Source organism: Pseudoalteromonas sp. PPB1, assembly GCF_015356275.1.
GTDB classification, from domain to species: Bacteria; Pseudomonadota; Gammaproteobacteria; order Enterobacterales; family Alteromonadaceae; genus Pseudoalteromonas; species Pseudoalteromonas rubra_D.
This window is the reverse complement of the sequence record NZ_JACEQV010000005.1, coordinates 233,350-255,948: the sequence shown is the minus strand read 5'-3', so window position 1 is coordinate 255,948 and position 22,599 is coordinate 233,350. Positions and strand designations below refer to the sequence as shown.

The window sequence follows — 22,599 nt, the reverse complement described above, 5'->3', positions numbered from 1 at the left end:
CAGACATTAATCTCTATCCTGCTCAGGCCAGGTAACAATGTAATCTTCGAAGTCATTTTCAAGATCTACGTCATTCTCACTGATGGCTTTGCCAAGGATACTAATCCCGGCGTCATGCATTGCCTGTTTTGAGCCATCGTGAAGCAATGGGTGCCAGCTTGCGAGACCACGTCCCTCGTGCAACCTGCGGTAGCTACAGGATTGTGGCATAAAAAAGATGTCTTTAAGGTTATCTTTGGTTAATTGCACACAAGATGGTACCAGTATCTGGCGCTCAGTATATCGCGTACAGGCACACGTATTTGCATCACTGTATTGACACACAACATCAGTGTAAAGTAACTCTTCCCCTTCCCTGAGTACATCAGTGCTACTAAATTGTTCTTCCTCTTCTTCGTCAGAATCTATAAAGGAATGCAAACAGCACTTACCGCAACCATCACAAATGGCTTCCCACTCCTGCTGGTTCATTTCTTCAAGTGATTTTTCTATCCAAAAAGGAGTTGTACTCATAACGCCAAACTTGCCACATGTTTAAGGGCCGCAAATTGTACTAGAAGAAACAGGCCAGCGCAAAACTGCCCTGCTTCTGTGCGGTGGGGTTATTTCTGGGATTTGACCCAGCGCTGAATTTTAGCTTCTAATACAGGCATGGGAACAGCGCCATCAATCAGGACCTGATTATGAAAGGCGCGAATATCAAACCGTTCACCTAACTCCTGCTCGGCATACTCTCTGAGCTGTCTGATTTTAAACTGGCCTACTTTATAAGACACGGCCTGCCCGGGCCAGGCGATATAACGCTCTACTTCTGCTTCTACATCACTTTTCGCCATCGAAGAGTTATCAAGCATAAAATCAATAGCCTGAGTGCGTGTCCAACCTTTGGCATGCAAACCTGTATCCACCACCAGCCTCATCGCTCTTAACTGTTCGTCAGACAATCGTCCATACCACTGGTACGGGTCGGTAAACAATCCCAGCTCTTTACCCAGGCTTTCGGCATACAATGCCCAGCCTTCGACAAACACCGTTGAGCCTCCGAATTTGCGAAACTCTGGCAAATCATCAATTTCCTGCTGTAACGCCAATTGAAAATGGTGTCCAGGTGCGGCTTCGTGAATAGATAGTGTTTCAACAATAAACTTAGGCTGTGCCTTAAGGTTGTGGCTATTTATATAGAATACACCGGGTCTTGAGCCATCCGGAGCGGGACTCTCATAGGATGCCCCCGGGGCAGACGCTGCACGGAAGGCTTCAACAGGCTTAACGACATAATCAGCCTTTGGCTTAATATCGAACAATAAAGGAACGCGTGCATCGATTTTCTTTTTCACGTCTTCATAGGCCTTTATTAACTCGGCCTCAGACTGAAAATAGAACTCTTCGCTGTTCCGCAGATGCTCAAAAAATGCCTGAAGGTCTCCTTCGAAACCCACTTTCTCTTTAACACTGCTCATCTCGTCGCGAATACGCTTCACTTCACTCAGACCCAGCTGGTGGATTTCGGTTGCGGTCATATCAAGCGTGGTATTTTCTTTGATATAGTGCTGATACCAGGCCTGCCCATTGGGTAACGCACTATAACCAACCGAAGCTCTGGATGCAGGCAAATAAGTTGTTTCTAAAAAACTCACCATGTCGCGATATGCTGGTACCAGAGTACGCTCGATGTAATGTTTGTAAGACTGCGTAATTTGGCGTTTTTCTTCGTCAGAAAATGAATCAGGTAAATTCTGGATTGGTCCCCAGAAAACAGAGTTTTCTGCTTTATCAACAGCATGCGTTCTAAATTGAGGGATCACTTTGAGTGTGATTGCACGCGGTAATACGACATTGCGCTCAATACCCTGGGTCATCATAGCCTGCACAGACTGCAACCAGATAATAAAGCCATCAGCGCGTTTAAGGAAGTTACTGTAGTCATCAACCGTTTTAAAAGGTTGCGCGCTTTCACCGGACCCCATGGCTGCGAACACGTGATGAGGACCATACATTTGGTCAATGGGCATAAACTGATCATCAAACTGTTCAGCAGCTTTGCTTTGCACCAGCTCATAATGGAGAATATCGTAAGATAGTTTTGCCTGGCCACTCAGTTTACTGCGGTCAAGCGCTTCCAGGCGTGCGAGATATCGAGCAGTGAATGCGCGTGACTGTGCAAGACTATCAGGTCCAAGCGGTGGCTCGAACTTATCGTTGTACTCAGACATACCAAAAAAAGTGGCTGATAACGGGCTGAGCGTAATGCTTTCATCGAAGTAAGTCTGTGCAAGCGTCATCATCTGCGTATTCGCATCCGCTTGCTCAACAATGTGTTGTTGAGACTGCACATTGACGGATGTTGCTTCACATCCAGTCAGTGCAACACCAACGATGAGCGCTACCAGGGTTTTTCTTATCATGTCTGTAACCTTACTCTTAGTCTATATCGCAGCGCAGTCTGCCAGACATCAAGCAGATTACAACTATTTTCTATGCCAAAGCCATGTCTGTCTCTGCGGTAGGCAGGATAATTTCAATACACAATCCGCCCAGCAGGCTATTGTGCGAATCAATTTTACCCCCATGACACTCGACAATTTTTTTGCACACTGCCAGACCCATGCCTTTGCCCCCACTCAGCGAGCTGCGCGACGCCTCTTCCCGAAACAATGGCTGAAACAACTGCCTGTGCGCATCATAGGACAAGGGCATACCTGAATCTTCGATTCTCAGTACCAGATTTTGCTCTGTCACCAATGCGCTCATTTTAATATCAACGCCTTCACCACCATACTTCAGCGCATTTTTCACGACTTCCAAAATGGCGTTGCCAATAGAGCGTTTATCAAACTGCATCGTAAAGTGCGGGTCGAGTCGATTAATCACTTCAAGTCGCGCTTTTTTGGGGTCCACATAGGTCATACAGGTTTGGAAGGTTTCGTTGATGAAATGCGCCACTTTCACATTTTCTTTGTTGAGAATACTCGCAACGTCTTTATCGCCCGTCACGAGCATCAACTGATCGATAAACTTGTGAAGCTCGTCGATCTTTGCCATTAATTTGGCATAAGAGTCTTCGACATTTTCAACAATATTATATTGCAATGACTCAACCTGGATTTTCATCACAGTTAACGGTGTACGTAACTCATGCGACAGGTCAGTGAAAAGTTGTTCTTCTTTGGCTTTGAGCTGATTCACCTGCTCATTCACCACCTGCCTTTCACTATCAACGGTTCGGTTAAGCGCATTAACCTGTTGCTCCAGATGTCTGACTAATTGCCCCTGAAGTGATTTATGCTGCAATGCCAGTGCGACAGTAAATAACAGCACTTCTATGAGATAGCCCACTTTAATGAAGGACGTGATCTCAAACACGTCAATCAGGTTACCGTAACTTGCCCCAACTATGGTAAGCACATTTAGAAATAACAGGTGATTAATCAAACTATATGTAAAGGTGCGCATTCCGGGCCCTTTTTGTCTGAAACTCCATATACAGGTATACACAAACAGTGGGATAACAAAGGTACTGGCAAGTAAGTTGTAATACACGCTTTCGAGATACAACGCGGTAGGAACTAGAATGATATAAAGCCAGGTCCCACAGACGTATACAGTATTAAGCGTCGGATGATAGTGTTTTAGTTGTAAAAAGCCGCGTACGAACAACAGGTGAAATATGGGAACTATTGCCATCAGTGCTATTGAAAACTGGCCGCTGAAAAAACCATGATTGGGCCAAAAATACTGAAATGAGAAGCCCGCCATATCAATCACAATAAGCAAAAATAACAAGGTCCACATGGCATAGAAGACATTGGTGGTATTGCGGTTGAAGGCCAGATTAACAATGACGATGAGCAAAATGGCAGCGACGACACCGGCCAGGCTGGCATTGGTAAGTATGCTGAGTTGTGACGTGGATAAATAGTTAGCATTGGAGTGTAAACGCAAATTAGCTGGTGCATTTGCAAACGTTTGGTACTCAATCAGGAATTCGCTGTGACCCGGCTTCAAGTCTAATGGTAAGTACATTTGCGGGTCCTGGACAGGCCGTTCATCAAACCTCGCGTCTTCGTCCTGCGATAGCACCTGCTTAAACTCTCCCCCGTCCACCTGATAAACCACCAGTTTGGGCAATCTGGCAAAGCCAAATGAGAGTACCCAATCCGCTGAACTTGATTGATTGTCGAGTTTCAGCGAGACCCATTTAGAATAGAGTTTATGTTGAGGCCGCTTATCAATCTCGTTCAGGGGGACAAATTGCGGGAGAAACTCGGGTATATCGCCGGGCGCTTTGATTTGCGTGTCGTAATCATAAAAAAAGGTGGCGTTATTCAAAGTAAGCTGCGTGGTAGTGTCGTCAATGACAAATCTTTGCTGCTGTTCTGCGCTAGTGGCATGACCTGCAAACAAAAAGCTCGCTATTAAAAGCATTAAGATAAAACGCATGAACAAGACTCGGTAACCATTTGTAACTATCATAGGTCTAAATCGTGTATGAAATGTGGAGTAAGGACGAATTTGCGTATCGACCTGCGATTAATGTAAACCAATGTAACACTATTGCGAAATCCAAAATAGCACCAATTATTAGAAACTTAAAAAAAAATCTATAAATTCTTCATAGACAAAGTGTCAAACTGTCGCCTTTAACTTTGAGTACCTGGTTAAATGACAATCGCATTGAAATATTTCTGTCATATAACTTTGTTTTAATCCGCCCTGAAATAAAAACGTCATCAAAGTGCCACATAGCTTGGCCAGACATAACTGAGTAAAATCATGAGTGAACAAAATCAAACCTCTCTTTTTGCAAAGATCTTAAATTGGACCGCGATTGCATTACTGGTCTATCTTGTTTTAGTTGCTGTAGGCACCGTAAGTGGTGGTTTTAAATTAGCTTCAGGCGGCACAGAAGGTGCTAAAGAAATTTTTGCATTTGCAACAAACCCATTTGTGGCGTTAATGCTGGGTGCATTTGCCACCGCGCTCGTTCAGTCTTCATCTACCGTAACTTCAGTTATTGTTGGTCTGGTTGCAGGTGGTCTGCCATTAGGCATCGCCATTCCTATGATCATGGGTGCTAACATTGGTACCACTATCACTAATACACTGGTTTCAATTGGCCATATCCGTGATAAAGAAGAATTCCAACGTGCATTTGCCGCATCGACAGTGCATGACTTCTTCAACTTGTTTGCAGTTGCAATTTTCCTGCCGCTGGAAATTATGTTTGGTCTGCTTGAAAAATTCTCTGCAGCACTGTCGCACCTGTTCGTTGGTGATGCAGACTTATCTCTAAAGAGCTATAACTTCATCAAACCACTTGTAAAGCCTGCAGTTGGCCTGGTTAAAGACGCAGTAAGCTTCCTTGACGGTAAAGCTGTAGGTATTGCGATGGTTGTGGTTGGTATTGCCATGATTTTATTCGCAGTAACCACCTTGGGTAAACTGCTTAAGAAAGCACTTGTAGGCCGCGCAAAAGAGCTTCTGCACAGTGCAATTGGTCGTGGCCCAATCGCTGGTATCAGCTCAGGTGCAGCCGTAACCGTGATGGTTCAATCTTCATCAACGACAACTAGCCTAATGATCCCTCTGGCAGGCAGCGGTGTATTCAACACGCGTCAAATCTATCCATTCACATTGGGTGCGAACATTGGTACAACTATCACAGCATTACTTGCTGCAACATCTATCACCGGTCCTAATGCAGAAGTTGCACTGACAATTGCATTGGTACACGTTATGTTTAACGTATTCGCTGTTGGCCTGATATACGGCTTGCCACTGCTTCGTGAAATCCCGCTGCAATTGGCCGAGAAACTGGCACGCATTGGAACACGTAATAAATCTGCGGCATTTGGTTATGTACTAGGTTCCTTCTTTGTATTGCCTGGCCTGTTGATGCTTGCAATCAAATAATCTGGCAGACAAAACAACGAGTAATTCGTTACTCGTAAAAAGGGCTCACTCATGAGCCCTTTTTTAATAATTTTGACATATAACCCCGGCATAATGACGTCGGTTTAATCTTTCGGCAGAATCATGAATACACGTAAACGGTCTTTGACTTTTGATATACAGGACCAGGCCCAACAGCTGTTTTTCCTTGAGCAAGGCTCACCATTCGATCAACTTGAGTTTTTCATCGAGCAAGACCAGTTGGTCGTGTCGTGTCAGCTACCTCAGGATGCAGTGTCAGGTAATCAAATCCGTATTACGGCAAATCACCAGGACAACCGTGACGTTGACTTTGTAGGCATGGCGAAGCTCAAAGAAAAAGATATTATGACCGGTACCATTGAAGTACGTCTGAGCGGGGCTGGAAAAAGTGGCTCGTATAATCTGCAATTGAGTTTACTGGGCTACAAACAACGCGTAAAAAACAGCATGGATTACATGGCCTACCTACCGCGTGAAATACACCCAAATGAAAATCAAGTTCTGGTTACGGCCAACAACGCAAGGCATGCCGGTGGTTTGTTTCAGGCTGTCATCCAATATCTGCGTACAGAAATTAATAACCTGCTAGGCTCAACCAGGCAGGCTTATCTTACCGAACGAAAATGATCCACCACCAGCCACGCATTCATTAGCCAGGACCGCAAATAATGCCGCTTCTTTAGAATCAACACACACGCCATCTTGCGACAGCTCAGACACCTCATAATCGTCTGGCAGTCCAGACCCAATCTTACTGACCAAAAATGTGTTGTGCGCACCACCACCACTGACAATCAATTGCACGGAACCATCCAACTTAAGACGCTGTATATGTTCCAGCACACACCAGACAGTTAACTCATTGAGTGTAGCGAGCACGTCATAAGAAGACAGTAACTCTGGGCATTTGGCCCGCATTTCTTCCAACATGGTAAGATTAAACACTTCAGGTCCGGTGGTCTTTGGCGTGTCGAAATGAAAAAAAGGTATGGTTTTTAGCAAATCGAGCAAACTTTCACAGACTTCTCCCTTTGCGGCTAACCGTCCACCTTCATCGAAAGGCACATCAAAATAACGCTGACAAAATGCATCCATGAGCGTATTGCCCGGCCCGATGTCTGAACATTGCACATCGTCTACTTGGCCATTACGCGGTAACACAGTGAAGTTTGCAATTCCGCCGAGGTTTAACAAAATACGATGCACCTGTGCGCTTTGATATAACAGATAGTCGCCGTACTGTGCCAGTGGCGCACCCTCGCCTCCTTTTGCAATGTGCTTTTGTCTGAAATCCGAAACTGTGATTATCTGAGTATGTGTTGCAACCTGATCTCCGTCCCCTAGCTGCAGTGTCCCGTCACCGAAGTCGACATGCATATGCTGATGATGAGGGCAGTGAAATATAGTCTGGCCATGGCTGGCTATCAAATCTATGTCTGACGTATTGACTTGCCACTGAGACAGAGTTTGATTGATTAATTTTGCGTGGTATTGCCCAATCCAGGGGTTAAGTAAGGTGAGGTATTCGAGGTTAATGGTCTCTTTGGCAAAAACTGCTCTCACCTTGGTTTTAAATTCGCTGTCGTAGGCGTAGGTTTTAAATTTTAGCAACTTACATTGTGTTTCTGTGCCTGAGCCAGTCACCTCACACAAGGCCAGATCCAGGCCATCGAGAGACGTGCCGCTCATCAACCCCAGAATTCTACGGACAGGTTTGTTTGAGATTGCGTGGAGCTGACGAATTTGTTTAAGTCCCATTGTATTAATATCCTTCGTTATTGGCTGCCACTACTGCCACAACAGGATAATCATTTTCGCCTAACTCCAGTGTGAAGTTGCGTTTTTCGTAGCCCTCTAGCAGAATTTTTTTTGGTAATGCGTTAACCCGCAATGCCGTACCGTCAGCATAAATCACCATCAGTTGCTCAGGTTCGAGGATACGCCTGCCCGAGGAAAGGTTTTCAAGGCTCAGTATCACAGCACGGTGTCCATCGTCATTCGACATTGCCACACTGCGGTTGACCTTAAAGTCACTTTTTGCTGGCCTCATGCGATCTGCACGGTCAAAAAATAAAGCGCCGAGGTTCATTTGCATGCTGTCAAAACGATAGGGCTTAAGATCGTCGGCAATAGCAGAGACCGAAACCACCATCATCAAACTCATTATCAAGCCAGCTTTGTGCATCTATCACACTCCGTAAAATGACTCGAGGCTCGCACTTTTTGGTCGTGCCTCTGTATTTATGCCATATTGACCAATTAAATCGGCTATCTCGTCTTTCAGGGCGTCGATAGCGGCATTAATCTCATCTATTTGCTGCTTATTAAATGATTTTCGGCTTAACATAAAATGAATCGCGTTGTCATTTACCACATAAGGGTGTATTCGCATCTGCTCAAAACCCAACTTCTCTATGTAGTAGAAACCCGAAAACTCATCTTCAATTAAAAAATCGACACGTTTGCGATTCACCAGCTGCATGCGCTGGTTGATGCTCGGTACTTCAAGCAACCGTTCTCTGTACCAGGCAATTTTTAAAATTTGTTCGAGCTCTTTGCCGTAGTACGCGCCAGGATTAGACACAAACGTGTGTTCTGAAGCAAATAGCTCAGTCAAACTTCTGACTTCTTTAACCCGTTCCTTGCGTGTAAACAAGCGCATTCTCTCTCGACGATATGCCTGGCTAAAAAAAGCCAGTTCAGCCCTTTGCGTATTGAAGCTGGCAGAAGGCAAGATATCTATGAACCCCTTAGATAGCTCAGTGATACCGCGGGCCGATGAAGGTAACTGTACAAAATCGATACACAGCTTAGCTTTACTGAACACCCTGCGGGTGATGTCTACATCCAAACCGTAAGGCACGGTGTCTCGGTACATCACGTAAGGTGGCCAACTGGTACCAACACCAACCTTGTAACGTGTATCACATTGTTCACTGGCAAGCGCAGCGATGGGCAGGAAAAACAATAGAAAAATTAAATGCACGATGTCTAACTATCATTAATATTAGCTAGATTATGAAGGATAACTGGAAGAAAACAAAGGCGCCGAAGCGCCTTTATTGATTATTGTTGGCCAATCCCTTGGTCAATCAGAGGCCAAACCCTGACCTCTGATATCAACATACTTTATAGTGCTTTCCACACCATCGCTTTGCCTGGCTCTTCACCACGCGTCCACCATTTTGCTTCGTACAAGTTACCTTGATAACTAACGCGGTCGCCTCCGACATAGACTTTATTTCTATCCCAAGGATCTGCACCTACTGAAGAATCAGTCACAGTCACATCAAATGACGCTGTAGTCGTCGCAGTACCGTCAGATACAGCAACGGTCACCTGATAAGTTGTATCCAGTGTTACTTCCGGCGCTGTAATTGTGGCGTTCGCGCCCTGACCGTTGACAGTCAGGCCATTGCTTGCCGACCAAGTGTAAGTGAGTGCATCACCATTTGGATCCGTTGCACTTACCTGTACTGATGTGCTGGTGTTTTCCGCAAGTGATACTGCAGCGATTGGTGATACAACAGGTGCATCGTTACCTGTTGAAGGCGCTTTTACCAACACAGTAACATTGCGCGTTGTAGTCGCTTCGCCATCAGATACAGCAATCGTTAACGTATACTCGGTATCCTGAGTAACCACTGGTGCCGCAACACCGACTGAAGTAGTCGTTGCATTAGTCAGCGTCAAAGCGCTTGGCGCACTCCATGCGTAAGTCAGAGGCTGATTATCTGGGTCAGACGCTGTAGCTGTCACTGTGATTGAGCCACCTGACTGCACTACAACGTTACTATCTACAGACACAACTGGCGGCTTATTAACTGGCACGCCACCAGTCAGGCCATCGTACATTGCATTTAGAATATCACCATTATCCGCGTCAATTTCCCAGGCAAACAAACCACCCAAGTCATACAAGTTAACGTAACGGCCTTTCGCTTCTACAGAACGCGCGCTATCGAACGTCAGCAATTTACCATTGCTGCGATTCCAAACGTAAGCTGCTTCAGCTTGATCGTCATAGCCTACTTCAAATCCATTCAAGCCTGTACCATTTGGACCGACCAGATTAGCAGCAATGGCTTTATAATCCATGATACCTGGTTCCCAAACCCCCTCAGAAGTTGAACCTGCGTATTTACCATTACCAGGTGCAGTCATTGGGTTGCCCGGGATAGTGGTATTCTGGTCTAGCACGCCTTCCCAGCCACGGCCATACATTGCAGCACCCATTACAATTTTCTTGGAATTAACGCCCTGTTGAAGCAACAGTTGTACCGCATTGTGGGCTGTATAAGCAGGACCCTTGCGCGGCTCACCATTATCATCTACACCAGTGCCATTACATTCGTCCTGGCTCAGGTGCGAACCACAATATAGTCCAGTCTGGTGACCTGTAACATTGTTCCAGCCGCCGTAAAAGTCATAGGTCATTGCAAAGATGTAATCCATGTACTGCTGAGCAGCCTGATAGTCAACATCTTCAATTTTGTCGTAACCAGAACCGATTGCAGAAGTAAGCTCATAGGTGCGGCCAGTTTCGGCTTCCAGCTCATCAAGCATGGCACGAAGCTCAGCCATTAACGCAATATAGGCAGGACCATCATTGACTGGATCGCCCAAATCAGGATTTGGACCATCACCACCAGGGAATTCCCAGTCAATGTCTACGCCGTCATAGAATTTCCAGGTTTTCAGGAATTTCTTCATTGAAGCGACGAAAACGTCACGGTTTGCTTTCGTTGTAAAGCCGTGGAATGGGTCAGAAAGCGTCCAACCACCAACTGAAGGCAGAATCTTAAGATCAGGGTAACGCTGTTTAAGTGCCATCAGCTGAGCATATGTGCCACGGATTGGGTCGTTTTGATTCACGCCAGGCAGTGTTTTCTGCACAGCAGCCCAGGGATCGTGAATGACGACTTCATAATCAGCTGTTCCCGCACAAGCCTTTTGCAATGCGCGCCAGCTGTTACCATTTTCAATTTCTTTCAGCGACTCATTCGCGCCACAGATTGGAATAAATCCATACAGCAGGTGACTCAGGTTTTGTGCAGGAATGTTGGTAACGTCAAAGTCACGGCCGTAGATTCCCCATTCTACAAAGTAAGCACCTGTTACTTTGCCCGGGATTGTGCCGTTGTTACGGTTATTCGGGTTAACATCCATAGGCAGAGGCTCAAGATGACCACCATCTGTATCGGCAATCACTATCTCTTTACCAGCACTTCTTGCACAACCCGTGCTATCACACAGCTCAACATACAAAGTATGGCGACCAGATTGCATATAAGGGAAAGTGATAGTGCCGCTCTTTGTGCCGGCTGTTAACGTACCTTCATTAACAAGCTGATTGTCAAAGTAGACTTTATAACTGTCACCACCTGTACCACTCCAGGCGTTCCATTTAATCTGAATATCAACTTTATCTTTAGCAGTTACCAAGTCTTTGTATGACCCGTTTCCATCGAGTACAACATCTACAAAAGAATACACTTGTGGCTCCCAGCTCAAGCTAGGTGTTGAAGGTGCAGCTAATACTGAACCGCTCATAAGTGCTAAGCCTATCGCTGTACTTATCTGTTTAATCTTCATTACTTTCTCAACCTTATTTACATGTTATATCCAAACCCCGAGGGGTGAGTTATTGGTACTGCTTAAAACTTTTATGTCTCACTAAAGTGCTTTCCAGACCTGTGCTTTTCCTGGTTCCTCACCACGTGTCCACCATTTGGCTTCGTAGTTTTTATTACCATGAGAGACTTTATCGCCACCTACGTAAGTTTTAGAGGCCTTCCACTGAGGAAAAGTTGATACAGGTACATCCTTAACCGTGACAGTGAAGTCTCTGGAAGTCACTAATTCACCATCCGATACAGCTACCGACACGGTATACTGTGTATCTGCTGAGACTTCACCGCTTTGTAAAGAGATAGTGGCGCCGCTGCCTGTCATAGAGAGCCCAGCAGGCAGTGTCCAGTTGTATACAAGCTCGGTCTGCTCATCATCAAAGGCATGCACGTGTACCTGTACTTGTGCATTCTCATCCATCACAACCGGGTCAGGTTGATGAACCGTAGGAGGCGTGTTTGGCGCCTTAGGTACGATAGTGAGGTTATAGGTGTACGCCGCATCTGTTACGAACACTTGATTACTAAGCAAATTCGCTTCATCGAACACCACGTCGCCATTAGTCTGTTTGACACCGACCTGAACATCATTGGCATAGGTTGCATTCAGCTGACCTGCCAGCACAGTCGCCCAGCTGGCCTGATTTTGCGCCGTGACTGTTAAAGAATGTTTGACAATTTCCTGGCCGTTTTGGTCAAAAACGCGCGCCCACACAAGGTCGCCAGCGTTAGCCGTCTGTCCCCGGCTAACAAAATAGCCAGCTGCGTACCAGTCGGTAGGCTGCGAATCAGACACTATGTTAATGTCGCTACAGTTGTAAAAGCCTTCTCCAACGACATCATTGCGCTGCCAGCGCGTATACAAAATAGCGTCGCCACTACGGCCTTGAGGTATCTGAATGGTCATTTCGTAAATACGTTTACCATCCGGATCTTTGACAAAATCTACGTTACCGATCTCTGTGATCAAGTCGATACTGCCCCACGTCATGACGTCTGTCGCCGGGTTAAACCCAGGCTTGGTCAGATAGAACTTCCAGAAGCTGGGGTTGTGCGGTGTCGTCGCATGAAAGCGAATTGCCAGCTCACCATTTGCATTAGGACGAACCTCTGTCTTTTGCCAATCGGCTGACGGCAGATTCATGCCACGTTTTTCATGTGAGCCCGCCGCACAGAGAGTGCCGTCTGGTATATTCTTCTCTACAGCCTGTTGGTTGTTGTAATCTGGCGTATTAACGGCGAATTCGTGTTCCTGAATAAACTGCACGTAGCCTGATTCCAGATAAGCAGCCCGACAGGCAGCATTGGGGATATTGGAACCATCTTCTGGCCACCAGTACCCTCCTTGGTCTTCACAAATAGCCTGCCTCGCAAGCGGAAAATCCATGTAACCATGGCTTGCAGCCAGGTCGCTGTAGCACAATGCTGACAATACCAATGCGCTGATTGCGCTCTGCTGTGATAGTAATTTAAACGTTTTCATAGTTTGCCTCTATCATAGGGGCCGAAGCCCCTGTCCTTTGAAATTAGGTCGGTTACAAACTACAAACCTTGGTGTAATCCGAACTTACTGATGGCTGTTTATTGCTCCACCACTTCGCTTTGTAAACACCATTTCCATCGATGATTAAGTCACCCTGAGCAGCATGAGTGCCCTTTGGAAACTCTGGGTATACTTTAATCTGAGAGATAGGCACACCTTCACAGCTTGTGATTGGACCGCCGTTACCATCACCTGGTTTTGCATCTGGCAATTTCGGATACTCGAACTTAAATGCGTAACGTTTACCGTCTTTCTCAGCAACAAAGTTAACCGGACCTGTAATAGGCATGTAGTACATTACCTGAGCATTGACCGTTTCACCCGGTGCGAACGACTTCGGAATGTTGCCCCACTCGTCTACCAGGGTGATTGAGAAGCGGTGGAACTCATTCTCAAATCCGCCAATGTTGTTGCCAGCAGCGTTAGAGGCATTCGCTTCAACCGCCATACCCAGTTTCTCTTGCGCATTCCAGTTCGACTTAAAGATTGCCGATGTTGCAACTGGCACATCAAATGTGATCTTCGCACCTGACAAATCAATGGCAGAGTTGTTGGTAAACGCAAATGTTGGCGCAATTGGATAGTTATCATCACCTAGTGGGAAATCTTTTGCGGTGAAGGTAACATCAACGGATTCCGCAGGAACCTGGAAGTTCACATTCCCCGGATGAATATCGTAAGGCGCACCAGACTGATTAAACTTATTGTATGCTAGCGTTGTCAGGCTCGACCCCATGAAGTACTCACCTTTTGCGGCATCGTAGTCAAAGTCACCAGCAAGTTCCCAGAACATAATGCCGCCCAGACCATTGTTGATAACATAGTCAACTTTGGTGCCCATCGACTCCTCGTCTTCAATAGACAAGAACACTTTTTTCTCTGCGTTCCATAACCAAGGCGCCACGGCAACAGAGTCATAATGACGTGCATATGTACCGGTCAATGCATCTTCTGGGTCTGTCACCGGGTTCAGACCATAGTCAGCCAGGTAGCTTCCTAACACGCCAGACTGCAGGTTCTTAACATGCCACAGCGGGTTAGAACCGGCAGGTACTTCCAGGCCTACGTCATTCTTGTCATGCCAAAGGTTATCGATACCCACTGCGCCATTGCCGCACTTATTCTTCTCGCCTTTACCGGTGCCCGGAGGACAGTTTGCCTGATCTGGGAAGGCTGCCTGGCCCCACAGTCCATTAGTCCCACCCTGGACATCCTTGAAACCACGCGTGTAGTATGGAATACCAATGTTAATACGACCGCCCGATAGCGCACCACGGAAGTACTTAACAGCCCAGTCTGTATTCAGGTAACCGATGCCTTCAAACTCAGCAGTGCCGTATACGTTCCATGCTTTAAGCTCTGAATCTTCACCAGTATCAAACAAAGAAGCATTGTGGCCTACGTGTTGGTTCCATGCGCCATGCAGGTCATAAGACATAATGTTGACGTAATCCAGATACTTAGTAACCTGGAAGGTCTCCATACCACGCAGCAAATAGCCAGAAGAAGGTGACGCAATAGTTAGCATGTAGTGTTTGCCATCTTGCTGACCGGCTTTGTCTAACTCTTCACGTAAACGCTTCATCAATACCTGATAAGAGGCATTCAACCCGGCACGTAGCGCATTAGAAATTGGGAAGTCATCTGGGTGACCTGCGTCATTCATTGAAGTCGGGTATTCATAGTCAATGTCGACACCATCGAAGCCATAGGTGCGAATGAACTCGACCGCACTTGCCGCAAACGCATCGATACCAGCCTGATTAACACTGCCATCAGAATTGGTCGTCATAGTGTAGAAGCCACCACTGTTAACGCGCTTGCCATCGCTGCCAAAGTAGCCACCGGTTTCTGCCCAACCACCTACAGAGATGAGAGTTTTAACATCCGGATGTTGTTTCTTATATTTGTTAAGTAAGTTGAAGTGACCTTTATAAGGTAAGGCAGGGTCCATCTCAGCACCCGCTTCGCCTGGCCATTCCATATTTGTAGCCGGGTTGCCTGGTGCGGCTGGGTCACCAATTGAAACCTTGTTGTTCGCGTCAACATGAGCAAAAGCATAATTAATATGGGTTATTTTGTCCCATGGAATATCATTCACTAGGTAAGAAGGCTGGCCATTGGCACCGTTTCTCCAGCTCGTGAAGTAACCGATAACCCGACGAGGGTGATCTGTACCCATTTTTTCACGACCATCGACATCATAGATAGTACAGTAAGGTGTGTTCACACCAGGTGTTTGGAACAAACCTTCAGGTTTACAGTCGTCGCGTCCACCCTGGCCCTGCTCAACAACGGTCAGAGATTGAGAAACGCTAGCCGTAGCGCCTTTATCGTCAGTTACTGTTAGAGTAAATGTAACTGGGCCAAGTTGCTGCGCTGTCCAGGTATGGTCCGTTGCACTACCATTGGTTGTTACAACATCAACACCATCTACCGTAAACGTCAACTTGGTTACCTGGCCGTCTATATCGCTACCAGACAAGCCGAAAACGACCTGCGAACCAACAATCAATTCCGCTGGCTGACTCTTAATAACAAGCTGCGCTTCAGGTGCTTTGTTACCAGTATCTGCTGGCTTTACAACCACTTGACTAGTCAATACGTTAGATGCAGCACCTTTATCATCATAGGCTGTCGCGCTGATATCATGCGTACCAACACTGGCATTCCATTGCGCGTCAAACATATCCGCGGTGCCGCTTACGTCAGTGGCAACCAGGCTTCCGTCAACAAAAAACTCGACCTTGCTCACAGTGCCATCTGAATCGACGGCTTTAACACTGATGGCAACGCTGTCATTTACAACGAATTCAGTGCCGGAAACTGGCTGTAAGTTACTAGCTACTGGCGGTTTATTTTCGACAGCGCTGTCACACAAACCCAGCCAAGTCCACTCCTGCCAGTCACCGGAATTCGTTGCCGGCTCAGAACGCGTCCACCAGTTCGCTTCATAAGCATTATTATTTTGTTCGACCTGCTGACCACCCGTATAGGCATTACCAGATTGCCATGGATTTAGACCGGTACAGTCATACGCGTTTGCATGTGTTGAGCCTATAGCAATAGCGATTGCGCTGAGCTGCAGTGCCATCTTGAATTTGTTTCTCGTTTTCATACTTTCTTCAACCTTTACTGTTTTTGTGATTAACATTTTTAAAGTAAAGCTAACATAGAAATGAAGTACGTCAACGTAAGCGTGACTACTTTTTAATCAACAAAACCTCACAAACCATCCTTTTTACCTACCAATTATTCAAATGAATGGACTTTTTCTCATTTTGACCCTACCCCAATTAAATGAGTTAAATTCATATATTACAGTTCATATATTCAAAGCTATTGCATAAAGAACAATCAGTTAGAAACAAATTAGAAACATAGGAAAGAAAAACTTATGTATTCGGATAAGTTTTTCTTATCTTTTGCGTGCAATTCTGAAGATCACGTTTAAACATATATTATAACCAATAGTTATATAAGAAACCAACCAGGTCAGACCAATAACATCACGTTAACGTTAACGTTAACGCTGTAACAAAGGCATGATTTGACATTAAATGAGGTACAACGAGGTTGTTCAGTAGTTATTTTGAAGGAATAGAAATCTTAATGAAGACTATCTGCGTGATTAACTGGCAATGATGACAGGCAATGTTAGCGAGACTTTAGCACCTTCATTACGCTTACTTTCAATATTAATGGTGCCTTTATGCTCTGAGATAATCCCATACACAACAGCCAGACCCATACCGGTCCCCTGCCCAACAGGTTTGGTGGTAAAAAAAGGTTCGAATATATGCGGTAATTTGTCGGATTCTATACCGGTACCATTATCAATCATTTCGATCAGGATATGGTCCTGCACCTGTCTGACGATCAGTTTGATTTGAGGAGTTGGGCAGTTCCCTAGTGCTTTACCCTGCTCACAAGCATATTTGGCATTCATCAATAAGTTAATGATCACCTGATTTAACGCAGCAAGATTGCAATAACTAAGTGGGATATCTGCTTTTTCGACCACCAGTTCAATGTGCTTAAGCTGATTAGCAAGCAAGCCCAGCGCACTGTCAATCGCTTCTGTCATATCAGCCATCACAAATTCATTGTTTTTGGGCCGAGCGAAATCCAATAAACTTGCGACGATAGTCGCGATACGCCGACAACCGTCCTGGCAATCTTCGATGAGATCTTCTGCATCTTCCGCAAAGAAACCCAGCTGATATTGTGCTTCCAGGTTCTTAAACGCCTCTTTAAACGCCTCCTGATCAATTGCGTTGTCTGAAAATTGCTGACTTGTATTAATCAATTCCGCAACGCCTTTAGCGACCTGCCCCAGTGTAGCCACATTACTGTTAACATAAGCCAAGGGATTATTTATTTCGTGTGCCACGCCCGCAGACATAACACCGAGCGTCGCCATCTTCTCACTCTGCAAAATAGCGGCATGTTGTCGTTTTAGCTGCGTCAGATTAGCCTCAAGCTCTTGGTTGGCAAGGTATAAAGAGCGTGTTTTGTCTTCTAATAGCGTTTCAAGCTCATCACGAGCTTGCTTTTCTCTGCGGTACGCCTTGTAATATTCATTGTCACCTTGCGACATAGTCACCTCTTGCACTCAACCTTGGGAACCAACAGCATCAGCCCTGCTGCCGGAAAAGACAGACCTAACCCATAAATCGCATCATACTTTCGGCACTCACGCCAAAATTTTCACCATAAACTGGGTGTGTTCACCACTTTGCGTTATAGATCGACTATGCGATATTTCTATTTGCTTATTAAAGTAATCGGCCGCACCATAGATAAGCCCTTCGGCACAGAACCCTAGCTTTCGGGGTGATTGGTAATCTACTAATATCTCCGTATCATTGACAATCGTAGCTTCAATCTTTGGCAGATTCGGCTCATCATATAATTTGGCCACCTCAACATGGATCACGCTGTCTATTGCCATAATCAACTTTTCGAATGTATCCAGCTCTGCAAGCACAGTAGTATGCTTGGCAGCCAATGAGCCAAACAAAAATCGACCAAATACGCTTAATACGTCAGGCAAAGGTAAAGCCATTTTTTCAGCAACACCATTTGCCAGCGCATACAGTTCTTCGTCCGGATAAGAGACAGCAGATACATAACTGCGATGTTCCGGGCTATGCTCATCCAATAGTGCATTCCATGCGCTCATACCTAAGTTTTCGATAACTAGTTCTTCTAAACTACGGAATATTATGCCTTTCATTGTTCACTCCTTACACCACATAAATTAGCACCAAACTCGCTACAGTAATTGTTATAAAACAAAGTTTAGACTAATTTTTATATTACCTATTGCTTTACGTCATTGATTTATGATGGAACACAGCCAAGAACCTGAAATTGCTACGCCTCCCTCCGGGCCTATTCGAGTATTGTGCCTGGATGATGAGCCGGGCGTGCTTAAAGTACTCAGAAGAACGCTGGGTATGGCTGGCATGCAGGTCGCCATATATGAATGTGGAGAGCTTGCACTCAAGGCACTTGATGAAAATGATTTTGAAGTGATCATCTCAGACATGAGAATGCCAGAAATGGATGGGGTTGAATTCCTGACCAAAGCGAGGCAAGTATCACCCGAGTCACAACGCATCTTACTTTCTGGCTACGCGGATATGGATTCAACGATCGCAGCCATAAATGAAGGCGGGATCCATAACTTTCTTCAAAAGCCCTGGCAGAATGAGGCCCTTATCCACGTTATTAAAGATGCTGCCGAAAAATATCGCCTTAAACAATACAACCTGGCACTTCAAGAAGAGGTTAGGAAACAAAACGAACAACTGAAAGTGCTCAATGGTAATCTCGAAGAGTTAGTAGAAAAGCGTACTGCTCAGATCAGAACAGTACTTCGTCAACTTGAAACGGCTAACAAACGAGAACAAGATGAGCATAAAGCAACCGTAGAACTTCTGTACAATTTTATTAATGCTAACCCCTATATCAATGCTGATCTGGCAAAGCACATTGCTCATCTTTGTGGCCTTGTTGCACATAAACTTGGGCTCAGTGAAAAAGTCATACAACTAACCAAGATGGCTGGTTACTTGGCGCAAGTAGGGCTGTTGGCAATGGATCCCGCCCTTTATAATCGACCTGTCGAACAGTTAAGCCCCCAGCAACGAAAATTATTTTTCACGCACCCAGCGACCGCACAGCTGATGCTCATGCCGGCACAGCATTTGAGTGATGTTGGCGAAGCTATCTACCATCAGTATGAAAAGTACAACGGGCAAGGTATCCCTAAAGGCTTGAAAGGCAAAGAAATCCCCATAGGCGCGCACATTCTTGCGGCAGTCAGAGATTACGTAGAACACCTGCTAAAAACCAATAACCCAGAAAAAGAACAGCGCGCTCATGCATTGGAAATGATAAAAATGTACAGTGGATCCTTTTATCACCCTAAGGTAGTGGCTGCATTAGAGCAATCTGTTCAAGCTGACGGAACAGGCTCAGAGCAAGTGGGGTCAATGAATATCCTTGATGCACAAAAACTCAAGCCAGGCATGGAACTGGGCCTGGCCATTCATAGTCATAAAGGCATAATGCTGTTACCCAAGGGGCATGTTTTTACCGCTGCAACGGTTGCGAAACTGCAACAGCTCGAATCACAAAAACCCACCCCGTTTAGAATACTGATTAAAACTTAGCGTTTAAATCTGACAACGAGTTCATACATATCATTTGCCACTGTGGTCAATTCTTCACTGATCACATGCATTTCATTTGAGCTATTTACGCTTGTGTTGGCGAGTGTTGCAATGCTCACCACCTGCTGATTAATATCCTCAGAGACCGTTGCTTGCTCTTCCACAGCCGTGGCAATTTGCATGCTACTCGCGCTGATTTTCTCTATCAGTTGATAAATCCCTTCTAATTTTTGAGAAGAGTGTGAAAGCTGCTCAATGCCCTGACGAGATTCATCTTCTCCTCGCTTTGCAATGAATTCGGCGTTTTGTGTGCTTTGCGTCAACTGTTCGATGATCGCATGGATTTCTTTAGTCGACTCCTGCGTGCGTTGTGCTAAATGACGCACTTCATCTGCAACTACAGCAAAGCCTCTACCTTGCTCCCCGGCTCTTGCCGCCTCGATTGCAGCATTCAGAGCCAACAAATTAGTTTGCTCAGCAATTTGCTCAATGATCTGTGCCGCCTCTGCAATTTTAGATGTTTGTTTTGCCACACCTAACACTGAATCCTTAATATCAACAACGGTTGCACCCAAACTTTCTATTGAAGCGCGCGTTTCTTCCGAGCTGCGTGCACTTTCCTGGGCCAATACGAGTACCCCTTTAGCATCTTCTGAACTGGCCTGGACACTATGCGAGACTTCATTGATGGTGGTTGCCATTTCATTCATCGCAGTGGCAACCAGCTCAGTTTCGAGTTGCTGTTTTGTCAGGCATTGAGAGGTTTCGATACTTTTACTATTACTCTCTTTCGCACCACCAGCGACACCCTTTGCAGCGAATTCAATACGCGTAATAATAGTATCCAAGTGCGCACGCTCACTTAGCAATTTAACGTGTAGTTGAGCCATCTTGCCACTCCATGGGGAGTAAACCTGAGTAGCAATATCATCACAGAAACTGTGCGACATCACTTTATCAATCCTGCCCAGCTGTTCGTTATCGCGGTAAGTGTTATAAGCAAACAACGCCAGTGTGTTGGCAATCAGCCACCCGAATCCAAGCATTTCATTCACTGATAGATATAAAAAGAGTGCCGTGAGCACTGCCAGTGAAGGCCAGATTGCACGTAGCTTGGGTAGTTTCACTTGATCACGTTGACCTGATTTAACCCGTTTGTAAAGCGCTTCGGCTCTAGTCACAGATTCACGGTCCGGACAGCTACGGACAGATTCGTAGCCGATGATTTTTCCGCCTTCCGTCATTGGCGTGACATACGCATTTACCCAGTAATGGTCACCATTCTTGCAACGGTTCTTAACGAGTCCCATCCAGGGTTTACCCGCTTTTAATTGATCCCACATAGTCTTAAATGCGATTTCGGGCATATCCGGGTGGCGAACCAAATTATGTGGCTGGCCAATTAATTCATCTTTGGCATACCCACTGACTTCAACAAAATGTTCATTACAGTCAAGTATTGTGCCTTTCAGATCGGTCACTGAAATTAGTCGGGTGTCAGCGGAAAAGCGTTTTTCCTGATTGGTGACGGGGTGATTTAATCGCATGTTTAAACTCGAATTCTATGCTATCAATTGCTTCTGCGAAGCGAGAAAATACGACTAATGCGCTGTTTTTGCAATAACAAATCTGTATTTTGCCATTTTTTTAAGACAAAATAACGAGATCTAACTCAACGCCAAGTACGTACAACCAAAAATCGTTTTTTCACTCTAGCCTTTTATGTAGAATAGCAAGGCTAACAGAACACACCAAAGGAGCCGTGAGTGCCAAAGCTTTCTGCCATTACTGATAATCCACACGAGAACAGATTTAATGAAAAAATCGGCGTTCTGGTAACCAATTTGGGTAGCCCGGATGCCCCGAATGCACCTGCACTAAGAAATTATCTTCGTGAGTTTTTATCTGATCCTCGTATCGTAGAGCTGCCCAGAGCACTTTGGTGGTTAATACTGCACGGCGTCATCTTACGAGTCAGACCAAGCAGATCGGCCAAAGCCTATGCAAGTATCTGGACAGATCAGGGATCTCCGCTGGTACAAATTACACAAGACCAGTGTAATAAACTGAGTGCATTACTAAAAGAACAAAACTACGACAATGTCGAGGTGGTCATGGCAATGCGCTATGGTAACCCGTCTATCCAAAGCGGCCTTGAAGCACTTCGCTCAAAAGGGATCACTAACATCGTTGTCTTCCCTCTTTACCCACAATATTCAAGCGCTACAACAGGCTCAACGTTCGACGCGGTTGCAAACGTACTGAAAACCTGGCGCTGGGTGCCGAGCCTCAGCTTTATTAATGGCTATCATAAGCAACCAAGCTATATCACAGCCCTTGCCAACTCAGTTCAAGAGCACATAGACAAACATGGCCTGCCAGAAAAGCTACTTTTTTCTTATCATGGCACACCGAAACGATTCCTCGATAACGGCGACCCTTACCATTGCTTCTGTCAACAAACCACACGGCTTGTGTGTGAGCAGCTTAAATTAGACAAAGACATCGTCATGACGACTTTCCAAAGCCGATTTGGCCGGGAAGAATGGTTACAACCCTATACGGATGTCACGCTAAAAGAGCTGGCTTCTCAGGGGGTAAAGGAAATTGCTATTCTCAGCCCAGCATTTAGTGCGGACTGTCTGGAAACACTAGAAGAGCTTGAAGAAGAAAACCGCGAGTACTTCATCGAAGCGGGTGGTGAAACGTACCACTATATACCAGCGCTGAATGACAGAGACGATCACTTAGCGGCTTTATTCGACATCCTGAAACCTTATATCAGATAGAGCGATATATAAAATAAGGG

At 45.5% G+C, this 22,599-nt stretch carries 16 protein-coding genes; 4 read left to right on the top strand and 12 right to left on the bottom strand.

Going from position 1 to position 22,599, the window contains the following annotated elements; genetic code table 11:
- Nucleotides 1–6: 6 nt before the first annotated feature.
- From IY568_RS07395 to IY568_RS07385, 3 genes are all read right to left on the bottom strand, one after another.
- A complete protein-coding gene (locus tag IY568_RS07395; RefSeq protein ID WP_194867204.1) occupies nucleotides 7–513 on the bottom strand; it encodes a YcgN family cysteine cluster protein in 507 nt (168 codons plus the stop codon).
- Nucleotides 514–602: 89 nt separating this feature from the next.
- Nucleotides 603–2,405 carry a DUF885 domain-containing protein gene (locus tag IY568_RS07390; RefSeq protein WP_194867203.1) on the bottom strand — a complete coding sequence of 601 codons (1,803 nt, stop codon included), beginning with the start codon at nucleotides 2,403–2,405 and terminating at the stop codon, nucleotides 603–605.
- Between the two features lie 70 nt (nucleotides 2,406–2,475).
- A complete protein-coding gene (locus IY568_RS07385; RefSeq protein WP_194867202.1) occupies nucleotides 2,476–4,440 on the bottom strand; it encodes a sensor histidine kinase in 1,965 nt (654 codons plus the stop codon).
- A gap of 333 nt (nucleotides 4,441–4,773) precedes the next feature.
- On the opposite strand from IY568_RS07385, the gene IY568_RS07380 reads away from it, so the two are divergent.
- Both IY568_RS07380 and IY568_RS07375 read left to right on the top strand, forming a co-directional pair.
- The gene (locus IY568_RS07380; protein WP_010381270.1) at nucleotides 4,774–5,913 is read left to right on the top strand and encodes a Na/Pi symporter; all 1,140 of its coding nucleotides are present in this window, start codon (nucleotides 4,774–4,776) and stop codon (nucleotides 5,911–5,913) included.
- A gap of 123 nt (nucleotides 5,914–6,036) precedes the next feature.
- Nucleotides 6,037–6,561 (top strand): hypothetical protein, encoded by a 525-nt coding sequence (locus IY568_RS07375; RefSeq protein ID WP_194867201.1) that lies wholly within the window; start codon nucleotides 6,037–6,039, stop codon nucleotides 6,559–6,561.
- On the opposite strand, the gene IY568_RS07370 is transcribed toward IY568_RS07375, so the two are convergent.
- The 8 genes from IY568_RS07370 to IY568_RS07335 all read right to left on the bottom strand — a co-directional run bounded on the left by IY568_RS07370 (nucleotide 6,526) and on the right by IY568_RS07335 (nucleotide 18,346).
- A complete protein-coding gene (locus IY568_RS07370; protein ID WP_194867200.1) occupies nucleotides 6,526–7,692 on the bottom strand; it encodes an anhydro-N-acetylmuramic acid kinase in 1,167 nt (388 codons plus the stop codon). The genes IY568_RS07375 and IY568_RS07370 overlap by 36 nt on opposite strands.
- A 4-nt stretch (nucleotides 7,693–7,696) precedes the next feature.
- Nucleotides 7,697–8,119, bottom strand: a complete 423-nt coding sequence (locus IY568_RS07365; protein WP_125556934.1) for a hypothetical protein — start codon at nucleotides 8,117–8,119, stop codon at nucleotides 7,697–7,699.
- Nucleotides 8,120–8,122: 3 nt separating this feature from the next.
- Nucleotides 8,123–8,920, bottom strand: coding sequence for a substrate-binding periplasmic protein (locus IY568_RS07360; RefSeq protein WP_138539302.1), 798 nt, complete (start codon nucleotides 8,918–8,920; stop codon nucleotides 8,123–8,125).
- A 143-nt stretch (nucleotides 8,921–9,063) separates the two neighbouring features.
- Nucleotides 9,064–11,529 (bottom strand): glycosyl hydrolase family 18 protein, encoded by a 2,466-nt coding sequence (locus IY568_RS07355; RefSeq protein ID WP_194867199.1) that lies wholly within the window; start codon nucleotides 11,527–11,529, stop codon nucleotides 9,064–9,066.
- A gap of 81 nt (nucleotides 11,530–11,610) precedes the next feature.
- Nucleotides 11,611–13,047 carry a lytic polysaccharide monooxygenase gene (locus tag IY568_RS07350; protein ID WP_125556940.1) on the bottom strand — a complete coding sequence of 479 codons (1,437 nt, stop codon included), beginning with the start codon at nucleotides 13,045–13,047 and terminating at the stop codon, nucleotides 11,611–11,613.
- A 52-nt stretch (nucleotides 13,048–13,099) separates the two neighbouring features.
- Entirely contained in the window at nucleotides 13,100–16,225 is a 3,126-nt protein-coding gene (locus tag IY568_RS07345; RefSeq protein WP_194867198.1) for a glycosyl hydrolase family 18 protein, read from the bottom strand.
- Between the two features lie 513 nt (nucleotides 16,226–16,738).
- Nucleotides 16,739–17,707 carry a sensor histidine kinase gene (locus IY568_RS07340; protein ID WP_194867197.1) on the bottom strand — a complete coding sequence of 323 codons (969 nt, stop codon included), beginning with the start codon at nucleotides 17,705–17,707 and terminating at the stop codon, nucleotides 16,739–16,741.
- 96 nt (nucleotides 17,708–17,803) lie between these two features.
- Nucleotides 17,804–18,346, bottom strand: a complete 543-nt coding sequence (locus IY568_RS07335; protein WP_125556946.1) for a heme NO-binding domain-containing protein — start codon at nucleotides 18,344–18,346, stop codon at nucleotides 17,804–17,806.
- A gap of 109 nt (nucleotides 18,347–18,455) precedes the next feature.
- Between IY568_RS07335 and IY568_RS07330 the strand changes: the two genes are divergently transcribed.
- On the top strand, nucleotides 18,456–19,790 hold the full coding sequence (locus IY568_RS07330; RefSeq protein ID WP_194867196.1) for an HD domain-containing phosphohydrolase: 1,335 nt from the start codon (nucleotides 18,456–18,458) through the stop codon (nucleotides 19,788–19,790).
- On the opposite strand, the gene IY568_RS07325 is transcribed toward IY568_RS07330, so the two are convergent.
- Nucleotides 19,787–21,337, bottom strand: coding sequence for a methyl-accepting chemotaxis protein (locus tag IY568_RS07325; protein WP_194867195.1), 1,551 nt, complete (start codon nucleotides 21,335–21,337; stop codon nucleotides 19,787–19,789). The two genes, IY568_RS07330 and IY568_RS07325, sit on opposite strands and share 4 nt — an antisense overlap.
- A gap of 219 nt (nucleotides 21,338–21,556) precedes the next feature.
- Between IY568_RS07325 and hemH the strand changes: the two genes are divergently transcribed.
- Complete coding sequence (gene hemH, locus IY568_RS07320) at nucleotides 21,557–22,579, top strand: ferrochelatase (RefSeq protein ID WP_194867194.1); 1,023 nt, start codon at nucleotides 21,557–21,559, stop codon at nucleotides 22,577–22,579.
- The last annotated feature ends 20 nt before the right edge of the window (nucleotides 22,580–22,599 follow it).